Origin of the sequence: Bartonella mastomydis (assembly GCF_900185775.1) — a bacterium.
Taxonomy (GTDB): Bacteria; Pseudomonadota; Alphaproteobacteria; order Rhizobiales; family Rhizobiaceae; genus Bartonella; species Bartonella elizabethae.
In genome coordinates, this window is sequence record NZ_LT883138.1 from 559,247 (window position 1) to 576,783 (window position 17,537).

The following is a 17,537-nucleotide window of genomic DNA, read 5'->3' on the forward strand; positions in this document are numbered from 1 at the left end:
TGAAAGAATGAATGCAGAAATGAATGAAGGATTAAATGAGGATTACAGAGTTGGAGCACCAGCCTTTGATGATGAGGGCTCTTTTGATGTTGATCACGAGGTCGAAACGGTTGAGAGCCATGATGATGTCACGTCTCAAGAGCCGGTTGCAGAGCCCGTTGAACAGCCTTCAGAAACCGTTCCTATAGATCGGCAGCGTGCTGTAGAACAAGCCAATCAAGCCCGTGAAGCCCTTGTTAAGTTTTATGAACAGCAACCCCAAGCGCCAATGGCTGAAGGGGACAGCGCCCCTCCAGATCTACGTGAGGACCCTGTCCGTTTAGTGTCGTGGATGTTAGATAGGATTCAAAAGCAAGATGCGTATATTCGGGAACAGAAGGAAGCGATAAGACAAGCTGAGGAACAGCATCAACATGATATGCGTCTTGGTGAGTTTTTCAACAGTTCTGTTCAGTCGTTTCAAGATAAAACCCGTGATTTTGATGCTGCGGCAAATTTTCTTTATGAGGCACGTGCAAAGGAATTAAGTTCTTGGTCGTCACTTTATCCAGAGTATGCGCAAAAGAGTACAATAGATGCGATTATAAAAGATCAATTGCATGCGCTTGTAGCGACTTGTGCACAAAGAGACCTCAATCCAGCAGAAGAGATTTATAGGATAGCGCAAAATCTAGGTTACCAAAACCAAGCGGTGCAAGCCAATGATCAGATTGCAGCGCTTCAAAGTCGACAGAATTCTGCGAGAACCTTAACGGCATCAGGTGGTGGGGGCAGTGTTGGTCCTATAACTTTAAAAGATATTGGAAATATGTCTGATAAAGAATTTGGAGAATGGTATAGCAATCCTAAAAATCAAATCATTTATGATAAGTTAATGGGGCGCGATGGCTGATTATAGTCTACGCGCATAATGTAATCCGCCTTTGATGCGGATTTTTTGCCGGCTTTAAGCCGGTTTTTTTATAGCAAAGAAAGGCAAAATAAATGGCAATAACACGTATACCTATAAATGATGCTCAAGCGGTGAAGGCTTGGTCAAGGAGATTAAATTATGAGGCGTCTAAAGCGCTTGATATAGAACCCTTAATGGGAGAAGGTTCCAATAGTATCATTCAAGTTAAGAATGAACTTAGGAAAGAAGGCGGAGATTGTGTTACGTTTAGCTTACGAGCGCAAATTATGGGGCGTGGTGTAAGCGAGGGTGAAACGCTTAAAGGTAATGAAGAAGCCCTCCAATTCCTTCATGATAAATTATATATCAATGAACTTAATAATGCAGTTAAGACAAAGAATAAAGGTACGATTGATCAACAACGTATTTTGTTTAGTTTACGTGATGAAGCGCACAAAGCATTGGTTGATTGGTATGCCGACCGTTTGAGTTTAATGTTTTTTCTTCAAGTTTGCGGATACACAGCATCTACAATGAAATTTGAAGGGCGTGAGATTGACATTGACGAATTGTATTATGGTTTTAATGCGCCATTAGCACCAAGTAGCAAGCGCATTGTACGTCCAGATGGGAAAAGCAAGGATGAAGATGTAAAAGAGTTAGGCAAACATAGCTTTAGTTTGAAGCTTATCGATGAAGCCGTAAAAGTTGCAAAGCTGGCTAACCCTAAAATCAGACCAGTACGGGTTGGTGGTTCCAATGTTTACGTGATGTATCTTCACCCTATACAAGTTATGCAGTTGAGGACGAATACCGATACGGGTCAGTGGCTTGATATCCAAAAGGCGGTTTATTCAGGTTCACGTGCTAAGAATCCGATCTTTGATGGTTCACTAGGAATGTATAACGGTGTGATTTTACGTGAATCAGAGCATGTGACTCATGGTGTTAAATCCGATGGTAGTGTTGCAGATAATGTTCGTCGTGCTGTTTTATTAGGAGCACAAAGCGTGATGCTTGCCTTTGGAGCAGAAAATCAAGATACGCGCTATAAGTTGGTTGAAGAGCTTGATGATTATCAACGAATATATGGTGTTGCAGCTAAAACAATCATAGGGATGAAAAAAACACGTTTCCAAATGCCTGGAAGAGGACAAAACGCGCAAGATTTCGGAACAGTTGTTATTTCAACTTGCTCTGGAGAAAACCCCTCTTAATTTTCAAGGAAAGGAAATAAAACATGGTAGAAGGATTACCACAAACCCTACAAGGAAGAAATTTAGTTACGCAGCAGGTGAGTTTCTTACGTTTGAACATCTCGCATAAAGATAAGAATCTTACAATGAAAATAGGCACCTTACCTCGAGGCGCTTTGATCACTTCCATAAAAGCCCATGTTAAAACAGCATTTTCGGAAGCGAAGTTGAAGATTGGAAGTACCCGTGGTGGCAATGATTTCAGTGAAAAGGATATAAAAGCTCAAGGAACACAAGAATTTACATCAACCAGTCAAAAAGAGTTTGTTCCCTATGATGAGGAGTTAACTCTTTATGCAACCCGTGACAAAACAACAGCAGCTGGTGAATGTGTTGTGGTTGTGCAATTCGTGACTGATCACTGAAATTAAGGGGAGAAATCACTTAACTCCCCTTATATTCATGAATTGCAAGATTGTACAGAGAGTTGCAAATTAAGAGCAGATAAGACAGCCATTAAGGTAGAAAGCTTGGGGTCCCCCGTTTTACTTAAGGAGCGATATAATCCACTGCGTTCGCGATTGGTTTCTTTTGCTAAGGCACTCATATTTTGGGCTCTGGCAACGATACCAATAGCATCTGCGATATGAGCAGCATCACCGGTTTTAAGAGCTTCATTGAGAAAAATTTGTTGATCTTCTGGTTTTGTGAGGTGTTTTTCGAAGTTAAAGGTTTTCAATTTCATTTTTAAGATCCTCTAAAAGAGATAAGGCTTTTTGAATATCATTGGATTGTGTGGATTTGTCACCGCCCCAAAGCAATATAATGATTTTATCACCTTTTTTTACAAAATAAATTCGATAACCAGCCCCATAGTGGATACGTAATTCACCTATGCCATTAAAGAATTTAACATCACCCAAAAGTCCTGAACGAATTCTACGAAGTCTTTCAAGAATCATATTGGCAGCTTTTCTATCTTTAAGTTTTTCTAACCATTTATCGAATTCATCTGTTGTTTTTATTATCGCTACCATATGAGCACTATAGTACACATGGTATGGAGTGTCAAGTTCGTTTCAATTAGGGAAAGGTATTTTAATGGCGCGTCATTATATTCGGGTTAGGACGGGCGGACCGATACCTGCTGGTCAAAATGTTTATCGTCATAGGAGAACGCTTTCACACTTGGTGTCAGTCATTCAAGATGAGATTGATGATGTTGCGGATGAATATGTATCTCAAATCCAAGAAAGTATTTTCGCTGCTATTCGTTTTTGTGAGAGGGAAACTTTTTACTTTAACGAAAGCCGTGATGTGGTGTTTCGAACAAGGGCGGGGCAAGGGGCTTATGACGCAACCGATACCCGCCATATTGAAACCGCTGTTAAAATCAAAAGCGTTTATTTGAGTTCTAATCAACATCATAAGTTTGCATTGGAGTGTAAGGACCATGTTTCCTTAGAGCCTTTGTTGCGATCAGAACAGCAAGGAACGCCGGTTTGTTACAGTTACTTTGATAGGAAATTGCATCTTTATCCTACACCGGACAGAGCCTATCAAATTCAACTCATTCTCTCTCCACAGCGGTTATCGGAGATAGAGAGTGTTGATGAAGAGCATCTATGGTTTGTGCACGCGTTTGATTTGATTAAGGCGCGTGCAAAATATGAGTTGTACAAGAATATCCTTAAAGAACCCGATTGTGCAACGGCAGCTTACAATGACTTTAACGAGCAGTTGCATGAATTGCGTGCAGAGACCTCTCAACGCCATAACGTCACCCGCATAATTCCAACGGATTTCTAACATGGTTTATTTTCCTATAGCTGATTACAGACCGGACGTTTCGGTTGTCAACGGCAGTTTTACAGACAGCCTTGTGAATGTTTTACCGGCAGATGGCGGTTACATTCCTATGTCTAGTGCAATGGTTGTTTCTAAGGTTCCTTTGGAAGAAAAACCGTTGGGTTGCATAGCTTTTAGAAGTGGCAATGGTGTTAAGATTATTGTTGGAGGTAAGCAAAAGCTTTATAGTTATGACAGTCAAACGCAGGGTTGGAAAGATATTAGCCAAACTGGTGTGACCTATAAAGCAAATGAAGAGAACAAATGGTCGTTTGCTCTTTTTAAAAACATGGTCATTGCTGTGAATAGAAATGATAAACCACAAGTTTTTAAGCTACTCAGTTCCGAACGATTTGAAGATTTAGGGGGCAATCCACCGAAAGCGGGATTGGTCAAGGTTTGGGGACCTTTTGTTTGTTTGATGCAATTGACAGATAATCCCAATCGGATTCATTGGTCAGGAGAGGGCGATGAAACTTTATGGGAGACTCAATATAACGTTAGTGGTTATATGGATTTCCAAGATGGAGAATATGTGCAGGGGGCGACAGAAACGACTAATCCTCTCATTTTTCTTCGTTCTGCTATTTATGCTGGTTCTTTGATGTTAGGTTCCAAGAGCCCGTTTGCTTTTCAAAAGATTCAAGACAAGCGAGGCGCGCGCAGTGCAGCCTCTATAGCTTGTCGCGGCAGTGACGCCTTTTTTGCGAGTGATGGTGGCTTTTATCAGATGACTGCTGATGGACAACTTTTGCCAATAGGCTTTGAGAAAGTTGATAGAACGGTCTTTAAAACATTTGATAAGTTTGCTCTTGATGAGATGCAAGGGATTATAGACCCCGTTGATAACCGAATTTACTGGTCTTTAAAGAGAGGTAACAACGAGCAAACCACCTTTGTTTATGATTGGGGTTTGCAGAAATGGTCGACGATACAAGGAAAGCCTTTCACATTCTTTCCAGTGTTTACGACAGGTTATACTTTAGAACAGTTGGATGAGATCTCGATCAATCTTGAGAGCTTGCCGGCTTCTTTAGACAGCCCCCGTTGGCAAAGTGGTGCGCCTATCCTTGGTGCTTTTGATGATCAAAATCATCTTGTTATGTTTACAGGAGCCCCAATGGAGGCAACGGTTATTTCACAAGAGTTGGGGGCACCGGATGGCAGTTTTAGCTTTATCACGAAGATGTTTGCAGAGGTTGACACGACGCAAGGTCTTTTAAGTATTGGGGAAAGAAGATTGCGCAATCATGATATGCCGATCACATGGCATAGGGAGAGGATATGTTCTTATGTCACGGGTGCTTACCATGGTCGCTCACGCAATCGTTATCACCGCTTTAAATTACGTATTCCAGAACATGAACCTTGGACGATGATTACGGGCTTTAATGTGGATTTACGTCCTTTAGGCAGGGGATAATGGCAAAAGTCTATTTGACCAGTTCTTGGGATCTGGAGCGCATAGCCCCGTATTTTGAAGATATCCTTGCGTCATTAAGCGCGTATGTAGAGCGTTTTAAACATGAAGTTACGTTGCAAGAACTGATTGAAGCCATTTGTACGGGCAAGAAACAGTTATGGCTTGTTTTGGATGATGATGAACGATTTTTAGCGGCTGTTACGACCCAGATACAACAGACCGTTTTGGGAAAGAAGCGTGCTTTGATTTGTGAATGTAGTGGCAAAGGCGTTCTTGATCAGATTGACAATTTGAAAGTCGCAGAGGATTGGGCGCGTGAGAATGGCGCTTTTGAGATAGAGATTTTAGGGCGTCTTGGTTGGAAGCGCGCCTTAGACAAGCAAGGTTATGGCATAACGATGCTTTATTACAGGAAGGAATTGTGACATGGGGAGCGAAACACCATCAACAACACAACAAAAACAGGTACAAACGAGCGCTCCGCCTGCTTGGATGGAGAGGGTTTTTAAGCGTGGTGGTGCAGACGCCTATCAAATGTATAACACAGGGATTGGTGGCAATGTTTATGGTGGACCGCGCGTTGCGCCGTTAAGTGCTCCAACTTATCAAGCCATTGGAGGGCTTGGAAGTGTTCCTCATCAATATCAAAGCTATATGAATCATTTGATGAATACGCCAACGGCAGCTGCGAAGAACCTTGGATGGATTGCGTCTGGTGGTTTGATGGGACCGAATTCTCATTTTGATGAAGAACTTAAAGAGGGCTTAAGTGAGATAAGAAATAGTATTAATAGGCAATTTTTGGGTAGCGGTCTTTATGGCTCTAGTGCTCATAAAAATGAGTTACAGAGGGGGCTCAGTGATGAATTAGCCCGCATCAAGTATAACCGGCGTGATAGGGATTTACAGCATATGATGCAAGCAAATTCGATGATTGATCAATTGAATGAGAACCGCTTAGGCATGGTAGGCAACCTATTTCCCTCTTACAACAATGCCTATTCCAATATGTTGCAGGGTTCATCTGTTCTTAATGACTATAATCAACGGCTTGTTGATGCCAATCGCGAACGTTGGCTGGAGCAAGACAATAGCGGTTGGAACAGACTGAACATGTTGATGAATGCTGGCCATGGTTTTGCAAGAAATTACGGAACGACAACGAATAACAGTACGAATTCTCTGGTGCAAGGCAATAATCCTTGGAGGAATGTAGGAACTGTAGGTTCTCTAGCCCTTCAAGCAGCACCAATGGCTTTTGGTTACATGATGGGTGGTCCAGCAGGAGCGGCAGCAGCAGCAGGAATGTCGAAAGAAGTCATCGACTTTCTTACTAAGCAACAACAACTGAAGAATAATTAAACAATAGTTTTGTAGGAGAGCGTTATGGTTGCACCGATAATCCCAATGGCTTTAGTGGCAGGAGCAAGATTTGCACCACATATTATGCGATATCTTTATCCCAGATTGGCTCCAAAAGCGGTTACAGGGGCGCAAAGATTGGGACAATTCATGAAAGCAAATCCAAAGAGTGCTATATCTACTGCTGCGGGGATGACTCTCGCCCCTTTGATGGCACCAGAGGAAGTTCAAGCCCCCTCCAATCCCTATTTACAGAATATGCAGCAGCCATATGGACCATTTATGCCTTCTACGGCACCTAAAACTGAAATGCCTCTTGGTGTAGGAAATCATCCACCTATGCCAAATCCACTGGAGGAATCCCTACAAGAACTTACACCTAAAGTTGATGTTCCCCAAACACAACCATTGCCACCTACATCACAAACACCGCCTTCTGAACCAACAGATTTAGAAAAGTTTTTACAATCCAATAGTTATAAGTTCTTTCAATCAGATGCTTATAAAAAGCTTCAAGATCTTTTTGCAGGCATGTCGGCAGCACCGTCCGGTGGTTCTGGATGGGATGCGCTTGCAAGTGGTGTGAAGCATCTTAATGAAGGCGATAAACAAAGAGGGCAGGTTAATCAAACCGTCGAGTATCTGAAATCTAAAGGTTACAGTGAAGAAGAAGCTGCTGTCATGGCACGTAATCCTCAAATGCTTAGTGCATTGCTAAAAGGTGGTGATAAACCTACACTTTCTCCTGATTACCAGCATGTTTACAATCCTGAAACTGGAGAGTTGGAAGCAAAGGTTATTAAGGGATCTAAGGCATATCAAGAGATACAACAGCGTGAAGAGTTGAAAAAATTACAAATAGTAGATGCCAAAATTATGAGAGAGAGTACAGCGTATACGATAAACGAAGCACTTGAGATACTTAAGAAAAATCCTAAAGCATCTACTGGTGCAATTGGTCAATTTTTACAGTATTTGTGGAATACACCAGCATCACGTTTAAAAAATCATCTTGAAGCTATCAGGGGCGGAGTGATGCTTCATAAATTAGAGAGGATTAAGGCACTATCACCTAATGGCGCTTCAGGATTGGGTAATTTGACTGATAGGGAAGGTAAGACTTTAGAAAGTGTTTATGGTGCTTTGCAACAGAGTTCATCTCCTGAGGATCTTATAAAGAATTTGCAACGTTTACAGGAGATTTATAACAAAGCGACAGATGCTCAAATAGCTATTTTGATGAATGATAACATAACAGCTGCGGATGTGGATGAAGCATTTGGAAGTAGCGCGCAGCATTCTATAGGTTCGTCAACTCTTACGGGAAAGTATGCAGGTGTATCGTTTATTACTACAAATGAAGAGATACAAAAACTTCCTAAAGGATCAAAATTTGCCGTTCGTACTCACGACGGCATAAGAATTTATGAAAGGTAAGCTGTATGACGTCTTTTCCAAAAGAACACAGTAACCAGATACCGAATTGGCTTAAAAAATATAAATTAATCGATACTATTCCAAATACTTCAAATGCTACAGATTTGGGTGACAATAAAACTCAGCCTATACCGGATTGGCTAACAAAATACAAATTAATTGACACCATTCCGAATACTTCATCTTTTGTAGAAGTTGAAGATAATCAAGGAAAACAAGCTACAACAGATGATTTTTCATTTGATGATAAAGATCTTACGTGGTGGGATGCACTTAGAAGTCATGGTGCGTCTGGTTTGACTGCAGGATATAGTGATGAGATACAAGCGGCGAATGAAGCGGGATTTAAGGATTATTGGAGAGGCGATAAACGAGCAGAAGAGATCTATAATAGACGGGTAGCTAAGGAACGTGCTTACCAAAAAGCCTTGGAAGAAAAACATCCAGTGTTGTCTTCTATTGGTTATATTGCTGGTTCGCTTGTACCAACAGCACTTTCATTTATCCCTCCGCTTGGATTTTTGAGAGTAGGTTCTGCGCTATCAACATTTGGAAATCTTGGTAAGGCGGCAGTTTTAGGAGCGGGTTCTGGTGCTTTGCATGGCTCTGGTGCAGGAGATGGTCTTTATGACCGCCTTACTTCGGCAGGGATTGGTGGTGGTATTGGAGCTGTTGCTGGTCCTATTGGTTCTCTTGCTGGTACAGGAGCTTCTTGGGGAGTAAGAAAAGCGGGACATGGATTGCAACATGTTCCTTTTTTAAGAGGGGATTTAAATCCTGCTTATAAAGACATTCAAACCAAAGCGGTTAGGGAAGTTGCAAAAACATTATATGATGATGGTGTTGAGAATGTTGCAGAACGCCTTGCAAGTGCGCCGCGTCACGCATTTTTGACAGATATTAGTCCGAATTTAGAAGTATCGCTTGCTAATATTGGAAAAACAAATACGCGCGTTTCTGAACTTTTGAAACATGCTCATGGGGAAAGGGTACAGAACGCTATCCGCCGTATTGGTCAATCGGCAGATGAAAACATTACCCCTCTCCAAGATACGAAAGTTTTAAAAAGGTCTCTTCAAGAGCAAGGAGAAAGAGAGTATAAACATCTTTATGCACAAGCGATGCAAACTCCAATCGCGAAAAGACATTATCCAGCTCTTAATAGGCTTTTCAAAAATAAATGGTTTCAAGATGCCCTTAAAGAAGCAGTTAGTATCTTAGAAGGCGATCCACGCAAAGCAATTGCTCAACGATTTTATGATAAAAATTTTAGCCATCTTAACTATAAGCCTACAATGGAGTTATTAGATCAAACTAAGAAAAGTCTAGATGAATTAATTGAAAAATATAGAAATTTTGGTGATAAGCAAAAGAGCTCTGGATACCAATTGATTAAGAACAATTTGGTAAAAATAACGGACGAAATCTCCCATACTTATAAAGCAGCGCGTGGTAGTGCGGCAAAATATGCAGGTTTTGAAGAAGCTATAAACCAAGGCAAAAAAATTGCAGAAAGAGATGTATCTGGAGCAGGAATTGCAGAAGGTTTTCGGAAAGGAGCAATGCCGGATGGTCTCAATACTTATCATGTGGGGATGAGAGATTATATCGATGACATATTAGAACAATTCCGCCCTATTAATAGACTTTCGGATATTTTACAAACAGGTAGCATGTCTAAAAATCTTAGCAGGTCTTTAAATTCTAAAAACATTAAGGCGTTTAGGAAAGCTGTAGATGATGAAAGATTTTATGAAGATGCGGCGCAAAGAGCACTAAAGCCATTTCAAGGAACACCAGAGGTTTCTCCTTTAACAGGTGTTAATATTCCGTACGGAAAAGTTAGTACAGCACGTGCTGGAGCAAAAATTACTCAAAATATTTTATCTGATACGATTAGAAAATTGCCTCAAAAAGAAAGACAAATATTTGAACGGGATATAGCAAAATTAACAACTTTTGGCGTTAAAGGTATGACCCAGCAAGAAGTTGCTCAAATGTTACAAAGATTTATACGATTACATAAAGCAGGAATTGGTAATGAACGTTTCTGGCACTTTGTTTCTTCGGCATTGATGGGGGAAGCTGGCAGATTTGCAAGGAGCAAAATCTATGGCTAGATATAACCCTTCAGTTGATCAAGCGATCCGTCAAGCAGCGGTGCGATATGGTTTGCCGGAAAGCTATTTATACCGTGTTGCGCAAGTTGAAAGTGGAGGTAATCCCAATGCAAGGAATCCACGTTCTTCTGCGGGTGGGGTATATCAGTTTATAGACAGCACCGCGAAACAATATGGCTTACAAGACCGTTTTGACCCTATGCAGGCAGCCGATGCTATGGGGCGGTTTACGCTTGATAATCGCAACCATTTAAGCCGTTTGTTGGGAAGGGCGCCTACAGATGCGGAACTGTATTTAGCACATCAACAGGGGGCAGGGGGTGCCGCGCGTCTTTTGCAAAATCCCCATGCCAATGCAGCGCAATTGGTTGGCAGCAATGCGGTTGGTTTGAATGCAGGCAATAACGCAATGCGCGCAAGTGATTTTGTTAATCGTGTATTTCAAATGTATGGTGGACAGCCTTATAGAGCAAGCCCTATCGCGCGAGGGGGCGTTGGCAATAGAGAGAACTTGCTGGAGGTTTTACGGGCATTATTAGGGTCACAGGAAGAGCCTTTGGAAGAAGAAGAGCGTGAAGATGATAATCCTTTGATGACGCAATTCATGCGGACATTTTACGGAGTTTAGGGTTCTAGGATATGTCAACGATTTATGATTGGTCGCTAAGAGCAGCGGATAACACGCGCGCGGATGCTTTGATTGATTGGTCCGAAGGACAGCACCCTAGTAGCGTAAATAAAAGCGCCCGTGTGATGATGCAGCGTGTCAAGGAATACTTGTTAGATGTGGGTGGAACGCTTGAAGGGATTGTGACGAATGATCATGGCCAACAAATAAGTACAATACGTCTTGAAAGCCAATCGGCATTTTTAGAATACAAGAATGGTATCGTTTTACGCTTTATGGCTAAGGATAAAAATATTGGAGCGACAACAGTTTTTCTGAATGCTTTAGAGGGCAAGCCGGTTTATAAAGCGACCGCCTTAGGGATTGGTCCTTTATCGGGCGGCGAAATCCAACAGGGATGCATTTATACATTAGTCTATAATGGAGATGGTTGGCACCTTGTTAATCCAACCTCTATCCCTTTAGAAGAAGAACTCAGTCTTTATCCTACTGGTTTTATCGGAACGTTTGCGATGCGTGAAATTCCAAAAGGTTGGTTGCTTTGTGATGGGAAGGCTTATTCGCGGACTGATTATAGTGATTTGTTCGCGACGATAGGGACGGTTTGGGGAGAAGGGAATAGTGTTACGACGTTTAATGTTCCGGATTTTCGGGGAATGTTTTTACGCGGTGTTGATAGCGGTCGTCATATTGATGAAGGGCGTTCTTTTGCAAGTGTGCAAACAGATTTAATCGAGTCACATCAGCATGAAGGACAGAGACTTTCGATGTCACATTTTACCAGCAATGAAGATTTTTGGGATGGGAATACGACGGCTGTTTTGGGGTATCGTATGGGGTTGTTTGGGGGTGGCTCTTTAGCGAATTTTATGGGTATAGAGCGTGAGAATTTAGGGGGCTATATTGCAAGTCCCTATGCTCTTGATGAAGATCAAGAGGTTGCCTTGAGAAGCTCTGGTGAAGGTGAGACGCGCCCAGTGAATGTTTCTGTTCTGTTTGCGATTAAGACATGAGGTTTCACGATGTCGACGATTTATGATTGGTCTTTAAATGCGTCTGAGAACGCCTATTGTGATGATTTGATTGATTGGTCGAAAGGGCAACGTCCAAGCAGCGTGAATAATAGCGCGCGTGTGATGATGCAACGGGTAAGTGAATATTTATCGGATACGAGTGGTTTGATTGAAAGCACCTTTTTGGTTAATGCGGAAGAACAGACGACGTTGATACGCCTTCAAATCTCATCACATTTTTTGAAATATCAGAATGGGATATCGGTTTGTTTTAAAGCGAAGGGAAAGAATGTAGGTGCGACAACAATTGCTTTGAATGCGTTAGGAGGAAAGCCGGTTTATAAGGCAACGGAGTTAGGCATCAGTCCTTTGATAGGAGGAGAACTTCAAAAGGGGTGTATTTATCATTTGGTTTATAGGGATGATGCTTGGCATGTTTTAAATCCTACCCCCTTGCCTTTATTACAAGATTCGAAGACTTCGGTTTATCCTACTGGTACGATAGGGATTTTTGGGATGCAGGTTTTGCCAGCAGGCTGGTTAGTCTGTGATGGGGCTGCTTATTTGCGCAGTGATTATCCTGCTCTTTATGAAGCAATAAGAACACGGTGGGGTGGTAGTGATAGTTGGACGAAGTTTAATGTTCCCGATTTGCGAGGCGTTTTTTTGCGTGGTGTTGATGATGACCGCGAGATAGACCGTTGGCGTTATCTTGGCACATTACAGCATGACGCGATGAGAAAGCATGATCATGGCGGACAATCGGTTACGATTTTGAATGATGCCAATGAGGAAGAGAGTTGGTATGGAGATATGACGATTATCTGGGGGTATGTTCTGAATGAACAGCAAAGGGAAAAGCTTGCCGAACGTTTGGGTGTGCGTGCAAAGGATATACGGGTGCATCATGGGCTTGCCTTTCCCCATTCTCATCTTCAGATGCGTGATGTTGAATTGGTTAGTTCAGGTGTCAGTGAGACACGCCCGATTAATATGAGTGTTGTGTTTGGGATTAAGACGTGAGGTCACGATGTCAACGATCTATGATTGGTCCTTAACGGCATCTGAGAATGGTGGAGCAGATAGCTTGATTAATTGGTCAGAGGGACAACACCCTACCACGGTCAATAATAGCGCGCGTTTTATGATGCAAAGGGTCAGCGAGTATTTATCGGATACGGGGGGAGTGATTGAGGGCATTGTTACGGTTGATAATAAACAAAAGACGAGTGCGATACGTCTTCAAAGTCCCTCGGATTTTTTGAAATATCAGAATGGGATATCGGTTTGTTTTAAAGCGAAAGGTAAAAACGTTGGGGCGACCACGATTGCTTTGAATAATTTAGCCGGCAAGCCCGTTTATAAGGCAACGGAGAGCGGCTTATTAGCCTTATCGGGAGACGAGATTCAAGAGGGCTGTCTTTATACTGTTATGTATGATGAAGAGATAAGCGGTTGGCAAATTCTCAATCCAACAAGGGGAAAAGCGTCTTCTTTAAAGCGTTTACCGTCAGGTTTTATTGGTCCTTTTGCAATGGAACGCTTGCCAGAAGGCTGGTTGCCTTGTGATGGGGGAGCATATTCGCGAAGAACGTATAGAGCATTGTTTGACGCGATAGGAACGACATGGGGCGCGGGAGATGGCGTTTCGACGTTTAATGTTCCGGATTTTCGTGGGATGTTTTTACGCGGCATGGATTATGAACGTGGTCTAGATCCTTGGCGTTCCTTTGCCAGTCAGCAAGCGTGTTCTTTAAAAGCGCATGAACATTTAATAGGTTCAACATCTTCAGATCGAAAGAAACGGGATGTTTCTTCTTCTGAAGGTTCTTTTAGCAGGCGAAAGAGATCTCTGGATGAAGAGTGTTTAGGCTTGAGTGGGGATGCCTTGGAAAGGTGTAATCAAGAATTTGACCAAATAGCAGGAAGTTCACAAGTAGAGGTTCCTTTTTGGTTTACCGATAAAGATAAGCCGCCTCGCTTGCCTTGGTTTATCCGGAGCCCTTTTGCAAACATTTTATATTATTCGATGCCAATCAAAGAGGGTATCCATGACGCAGCGCATCATGAACATCACCTTATGGCAGAGAGGGTTGGTGGCGCTGAAACGCGCCCCGTTAATGTGAGTGTAATTTATGGGATTAAAACATGAGGAGTTGAAATGACCTTAAAACCGTTTGCGATATCAGAGCTTAGCGACCCGTCCCAAGTACGGGTCGTTTTGTATTCAGGGGGAGGTTTTGTACATGCGCCTCTTAATGGCGTTTTAGAGTTGATGAGAGGCATTTTGAAAACAGAGTTTGATGGCTCTCTGAAAGATATAGAGCAGCGCTTGCAAGCCTTAAGAGAAGAGTTTGAAGATTTGAAAGAGTGTTCTTTGGATGAAGGACTTTAGAGGGAGTAAGGAGGAAAGCAGATGAAGATCCCCGATCATAGTCATGAGTATTTGATACCGGTAGCGACTGAAGATGAAATCAGAGAAGGCACTTCGCAAAGTAGCGTTGTTGTTCCGAAGATTTTAGGGACAGCTTCTTTGTATTCGTATGAAACTTTTGCACCGTTAGAACAGGTTGTCAATGCAAGGCAAGAGGCAGAAAAAGCGATGGCGCGTGCGAACGGTGCGCAACAGGTTTCAGAAGAAGCTAAGAAGTTAGCCGATGAATCGAAAACGATTGCTGAACGTGCAGAACAAACAGCAAGAGATGCTTCTCAAACAGCAACAGAGACGACCCAAGTAGCCGCAACAGCGGTAGCGACGAGTCATGAAGTAAAGACAATAGCGACTCAAGCCAGTCTTAAGGCGGATGGCGCCAAACAGACAGCTGATGATGCTAAGGATATGGCGGAAGGGGCAAAAGGATTATCGGAACAGGCAACTTCTTCAGTTACAGAACTAACGAAAACAGTATCCCAAGTAGAAAAGTCAGTAGAGACAGCTTTAACAGAAGCAAGAGAAGCCAAGGAGAAATTAGAAGAAGCAAAAGGCACAGGCGAACAAGCATTGCAAACAGCTTCAGAAGCTAAGGGTTTGGCGGAATCTGCGAAAAGTGCAGCAGATAGTGTAACAGAGAAAGTAGAGCAAGCGCTAAAAGAAGCTAATGATGCGAAATCTAAAGCGGAAGGCTTAGAAACAATAGTTGATGAAGCAAAATCTACGAGTGATCAGGCAAACCAAACCGCCTCTAGCTCTAAAAATTTATCAGAAGAAGCCAAACAAGAGGCAAATCTTGCGAAGACAGCTGCGGAAGAAGCGAAAAATGCATTGACACAAGTGCAAGAGAAGGCAGAGAGTAACAGTGATAGTATTTCTAAACTTCAGGTCAATGTGAATTCTCTTTCCACTTATTTTTTAGAGAATGTACGTTTTGTACAGCCCCACAAAATTCTGGAAGCGGATCCGGCAAATAGAAAAGGTCTTGTGATCAACAACGGCGCATTTTTTCGCTTTTATCATGGTGGCGAGCATGGGGGTAGGTACCTTGTGCACCGTGTTCCAGGGCGTGGGACTATGACTTTTTCAGAAACTCTTGAAGCTGGAAAAGATTATTATATATATCTTATCCTAAAATCTGGGGATAATGATCTATCCTATGAATTTTCGACTAACCCGACAGCTCCTGATGGCTATACAGAGCATAATTCTGAAAAAATCGGTGGATTTCATACGCTTTGTGCAGATGTTGGTGAGATTGAAGATCATCCGTTATCGGGTTATCAAGCGGGGGATATTCTCCCTGAGTCTGTTTGGAGTTTAAATCACCGTCCGAGGAGTGATCCAGAGGGAATGGTTTACGATTCGTGGAAGAATATTTGGGTTGATATTTATCTTCAATCAGGGATAGGTAAAAATACGAAATCGGCATATGGTGTTCCGATTACGACTAATTATAGCTATGCGGAGCATTTAGCTGATTTTTTGTCTGTTAATAAGAGATTTTTGACGAGTGATGAGTTCTCGTCATGCATGGCTGGAAGCAATGCACAAACCAGTATCACAGGCAATCAACCGCCTTCTCCTAAGACGTCTGGAGGACACGTTGATACAGACAATAGACGCATGATATCTGATATTGGTTGTGAGGATGGATGCGGTTATGTGTGGCAATTTTTGTCTGGTTGTTATCCGGTGACTAAATGGCATACAGCGGAACAAGGAAGCAGTTTACGTGTAGACATAAATGTTATGTTGGGGGGAGGCGATTGGTCTGGTGGCTCTAACAATCATCATCTTGCGCGGAATTTTGCGTATTCTCGTTATGACAAAGATGAAAAAATAGGCGCTCGCGGATGTAGTGAGCCCTTTTATTATAATTAGTGCTAAATTGATTATAACATTATTTAATCCAGCCCCGCGTTTGTGGGGCTTTTTTTATGGAGGATCAGATGAGAAAGATATCAAAGGAAGGATTAGAGCTTATCAAACAATGGGAAGGGTTGCGTTTAGAGGCATATAGAGATGTGGCATGCATTTGGACCATTGGTTATGGTCACACCAACAATGCTGGTCAACCGTTTGTCAAAAAAGGCCTGCGTATCACACAAGAGCAAGCAGAAGAAATCCTTTGTGAAGACTTAAAGCAATTTGAGAAGACGGTTGAGGAATCGGTGAGGGTTTCGTTAACGGATAATCAATTCGCGGCATTGGTGTCGTTTTGCTATAACGTAGGAACGAAAGCTTTTTGCAAGTCAACATTGTTGAAGAAGCTTAATCAAGGGGATTATGAAGCTGTTCCTAGTGAATTACAGAAATGGAATAAAGTGGGTGGCAAGCCTTTTGTGGGATTATCCAACCGTCGAGCAGCCGAATCCGGTTTGTGGGCGAAAGGATCTTACATTGCTTCGAACTATCACAGGGTAGAAACACGTGAGGCAAGAGGACTTTTAAAGGTAGAAGCGCTAGCCCCGATTATAGGGTCTTGTTCAGGGTTTGGAGGCTTTTTGGTTGGTAATGGACCAATTCAGTGGGCGTTAGCAGGGATTATGGTTCTAGCGGCTTGTACAGGACTGGTGATTGTTGCCAAGCGGTTTAAGGAACAGCGCTTATGATTTTTTGGTTCAAAAGAAATCTGTCTTTTTTGTTAGCGGCTTTAGCCGTTTTTTTTATGGCATTAGCCAAGGCTTTTCATCTTGGAAAGAAGAGCGAACGGCAGAAGCAAAAAGAGCATACTTTTAAAATAGCAACAACCCGTTTTGAGGTGGAAAATGAAGTTAATCAAAAAACTGATGCTGGTGTGCGTTCTGCTTTGTCTCGTTGGATGCGGGGCAAATAGGACAGTTTCTTGTGTTGGTTGGTTGCCAATTTATTTAGACAAGCAAGATCTGAACGCGATTAGTCCCAATTTAGCAAGAGATATATTGAAGCATAATCAACAGGGAGCACGCTTATGTGGTTGGCAAAATGAGAAGCAAGCGAAATAAGAAGGAACAAGATCTCTCAGAGACAGAACAACGGCTTCTTCATGAGATGATAGAAACGTACCAAGGCTTAAAGATGATGTCACGCATCATGAAGTGGATAGCCCTTATTGTCTTTATGTGTGTAATCGATTTTGCCCGTTTCATGGACGCGCTAGGGAATAGCTTCTCACACTTAAAAAAATGGATAACCAAGAGTTAGA

At 42.3% G+C, this 17,537-nt stretch carries 20 protein-coding genes; 18 read left to right on the top strand and 2 right to left on the bottom strand.

Annotation, left to right across the window (positions count from 1 at the left end):
• Positions 1 to 7 precede the first annotated feature (7 nt).
• The 3 genes from FJG96_RS05570 to FJG96_RS05580 all read left to right on the top strand — a co-directional run bounded on the left by FJG96_RS05570 (position 8) and on the right by FJG96_RS05580 (position 2,513).
• Complete coding sequence (locus FJG96_RS05570; protein ID WP_139413113.1) at positions 8 to 892, top strand: hypothetical protein; 885 nt, start codon at positions 8 to 10, stop codon at positions 890 to 892.
• 92 nt (positions 893 to 984) lie between these two features.
• The gene (locus FJG96_RS05575; RefSeq protein ID WP_139413114.1) at positions 985 to 2,109 is read left to right on the top strand and encodes a N4-gp56 family major capsid protein; all 1,125 of its coding nucleotides are present in this window, start codon (positions 985 to 987) and stop codon (positions 2,107 to 2,109) included.
• A gap of 23 nt (positions 2,110 to 2,132) precedes the next feature.
• Positions 2,133 to 2,513: a hypothetical protein gene (locus FJG96_RS05580; protein WP_139413115.1), complete on the top strand. Its 381-nt coding sequence runs from the start codon at positions 2,133 to 2,135 to the stop codon at positions 2,511 to 2,513.
• 35 nt (positions 2,514 to 2,548) lie between these two features.
• On the opposite strand, the gene FJG96_RS05585 is transcribed toward FJG96_RS05580, so the two are convergent.
• On the bottom strand, positions 2,549 to 2,833 hold the full coding sequence (locus tag FJG96_RS05585; RefSeq protein ID WP_139413116.1) for an addiction module antidote protein: 285 nt from the start codon (positions 2,831 to 2,833) through the stop codon (positions 2,549 to 2,551).
• Positions 2,814 to 3,125 (bottom strand): type II toxin-antitoxin system RelE/ParE family toxin, encoded by a 312-nt coding sequence (locus tag FJG96_RS05590; protein WP_139413117.1) that lies wholly within the window; start codon positions 3,123 to 3,125, stop codon positions 2,814 to 2,816. Before FJG96_RS05590 ends, FJG96_RS05585 begins: the two co-directional genes overlap by 20 nt.
• A 64-nt stretch (positions 3,126 to 3,189) precedes the next feature.
• Here FJG96_RS05590 and FJG96_RS05595 point away from each other — a divergent pair, with 64 nt between their 5' ends.
• From FJG96_RS05595 to FJG96_RS09060, 15 genes are all read left to right on the top strand, one after another.
• Positions 3,190 to 3,897 (top strand): phage adaptor protein, encoded by a 708-nt coding sequence (locus FJG96_RS05595; RefSeq protein ID WP_139413626.1) that lies wholly within the window; start codon positions 3,190 to 3,192, stop codon positions 3,895 to 3,897.
• Between the two features lies 1 nt (position 3,898).
• Positions 3,899 to 5,359 (top strand): hypothetical protein, encoded by a 1,461-nt coding sequence (locus tag FJG96_RS05600; RefSeq protein WP_139413118.1) that lies wholly within the window; start codon positions 3,899 to 3,901, stop codon positions 5,357 to 5,359.
• Positions 5,359 to 5,784, top strand: coding sequence for a hypothetical protein (locus FJG96_RS05605; protein ID WP_139413119.1), 426 nt, complete (start codon positions 5,359 to 5,361; stop codon positions 5,782 to 5,784). Before FJG96_RS05600 ends, FJG96_RS05605 begins: the two co-directional genes overlap by 1 nt.
• Position 5,785: 1 nt before the next feature.
• Positions 5,786 to 6,721 carry a hypothetical protein gene (locus tag FJG96_RS05610; RefSeq protein WP_139413120.1) on the top strand — a complete coding sequence of 312 codons (936 nt, stop codon included), beginning with the start codon at positions 5,786 to 5,788 and terminating at the stop codon, positions 6,719 to 6,721.
• Between the two features lie 24 nt (positions 6,722 to 6,745).
• The gene (locus FJG96_RS05615) at positions 6,746 to 8,158 is read left to right on the top strand and encodes a hypothetical protein (RefSeq protein WP_139413121.1); all 1,413 of its coding nucleotides are present in this window, start codon (positions 6,746 to 6,748) and stop codon (positions 8,156 to 8,158) included.
• Between the two features lie 5 nt (positions 8,159 to 8,163).
• Complete coding sequence (locus tag FJG96_RS05620) at positions 8,164 to 10,278, top strand: glycine zipper family protein (protein WP_139413122.1); 2,115 nt, start codon at positions 8,164 to 8,166, stop codon at positions 10,276 to 10,278.
• Positions 10,271 to 10,906 carry a transglycosylase SLT domain-containing protein gene (locus FJG96_RS05625; RefSeq protein ID WP_139413123.1) on the top strand — a complete coding sequence of 212 codons (636 nt, stop codon included), beginning with the start codon at positions 10,271 to 10,273 and terminating at the stop codon, positions 10,904 to 10,906. Before FJG96_RS05620 ends, FJG96_RS05625 begins: the two co-directional genes overlap by 8 nt.
• 11 nt (positions 10,907 to 10,917) lie before the next feature.
• Positions 10,918 to 11,919, top strand: coding sequence for a phage tail protein (locus FJG96_RS05630; protein WP_139413124.1), 1,002 nt, complete (start codon positions 10,918 to 10,920; stop codon positions 11,917 to 11,919).
• A 9-nt stretch (positions 11,920 to 11,928) separates the two neighbouring features.
• Positions 11,929 to 12,942 (top strand): phage tail protein, encoded by a 1,014-nt coding sequence (locus FJG96_RS05635; protein ID WP_139413125.1) that lies wholly within the window; start codon positions 11,929 to 11,931, stop codon positions 12,940 to 12,942.
• A 7-nt stretch (positions 12,943 to 12,949) separates the two neighbouring features.
• Positions 12,950 to 14,071 (top strand): phage tail protein, encoded by a 1,122-nt coding sequence (locus FJG96_RS05640; protein ID WP_139413126.1) that lies wholly within the window; start codon positions 12,950 to 12,952, stop codon positions 14,069 to 14,071.
• Between the two features lie 9 nt (positions 14,072 to 14,080).
• Entirely contained in the window at positions 14,081 to 14,314 is a 234-nt protein-coding gene (locus FJG96_RS05645) for a hypothetical protein (protein ID WP_139413127.1), read from the top strand.
• Positions 14,315 to 14,335: 21 nt separating this feature from the next.
• Complete coding sequence (locus FJG96_RS05650) at positions 14,336 to 16,234, top strand: phage major tropism determinant (RefSeq protein WP_139413128.1); 1,899 nt, start codon at positions 14,336 to 14,338, stop codon at positions 16,232 to 16,234.
• A 68-nt stretch (positions 16,235 to 16,302) separates the two neighbouring features.
• The gene (locus tag FJG96_RS05655; protein ID WP_139412227.1) at positions 16,303 to 16,965 is read left to right on the top strand and encodes a lysozyme; all 663 of its coding nucleotides are present in this window, start codon (positions 16,303 to 16,305) and stop codon (positions 16,963 to 16,965) included.
• On the top strand, positions 16,962 to 17,189 hold the full coding sequence (locus tag FJG96_RS05660; RefSeq protein ID WP_139412226.1) for a hypothetical protein: 228 nt from the start codon (positions 16,962 to 16,964) through the stop codon (positions 17,187 to 17,189). Before FJG96_RS05655 ends, FJG96_RS05660 begins: the two co-directional genes overlap by 4 nt.
• Before the next feature lie 116 nt (positions 17,190 to 17,305).
• Positions 17,306 to 17,536, top strand: a complete 231-nt coding sequence (locus tag FJG96_RS09060; protein ID WP_139413130.1) for a hypothetical protein — start codon at positions 17,306 to 17,308, stop codon at positions 17,534 to 17,536.
• Position 17,537 lies beyond the last annotated feature (1 nt).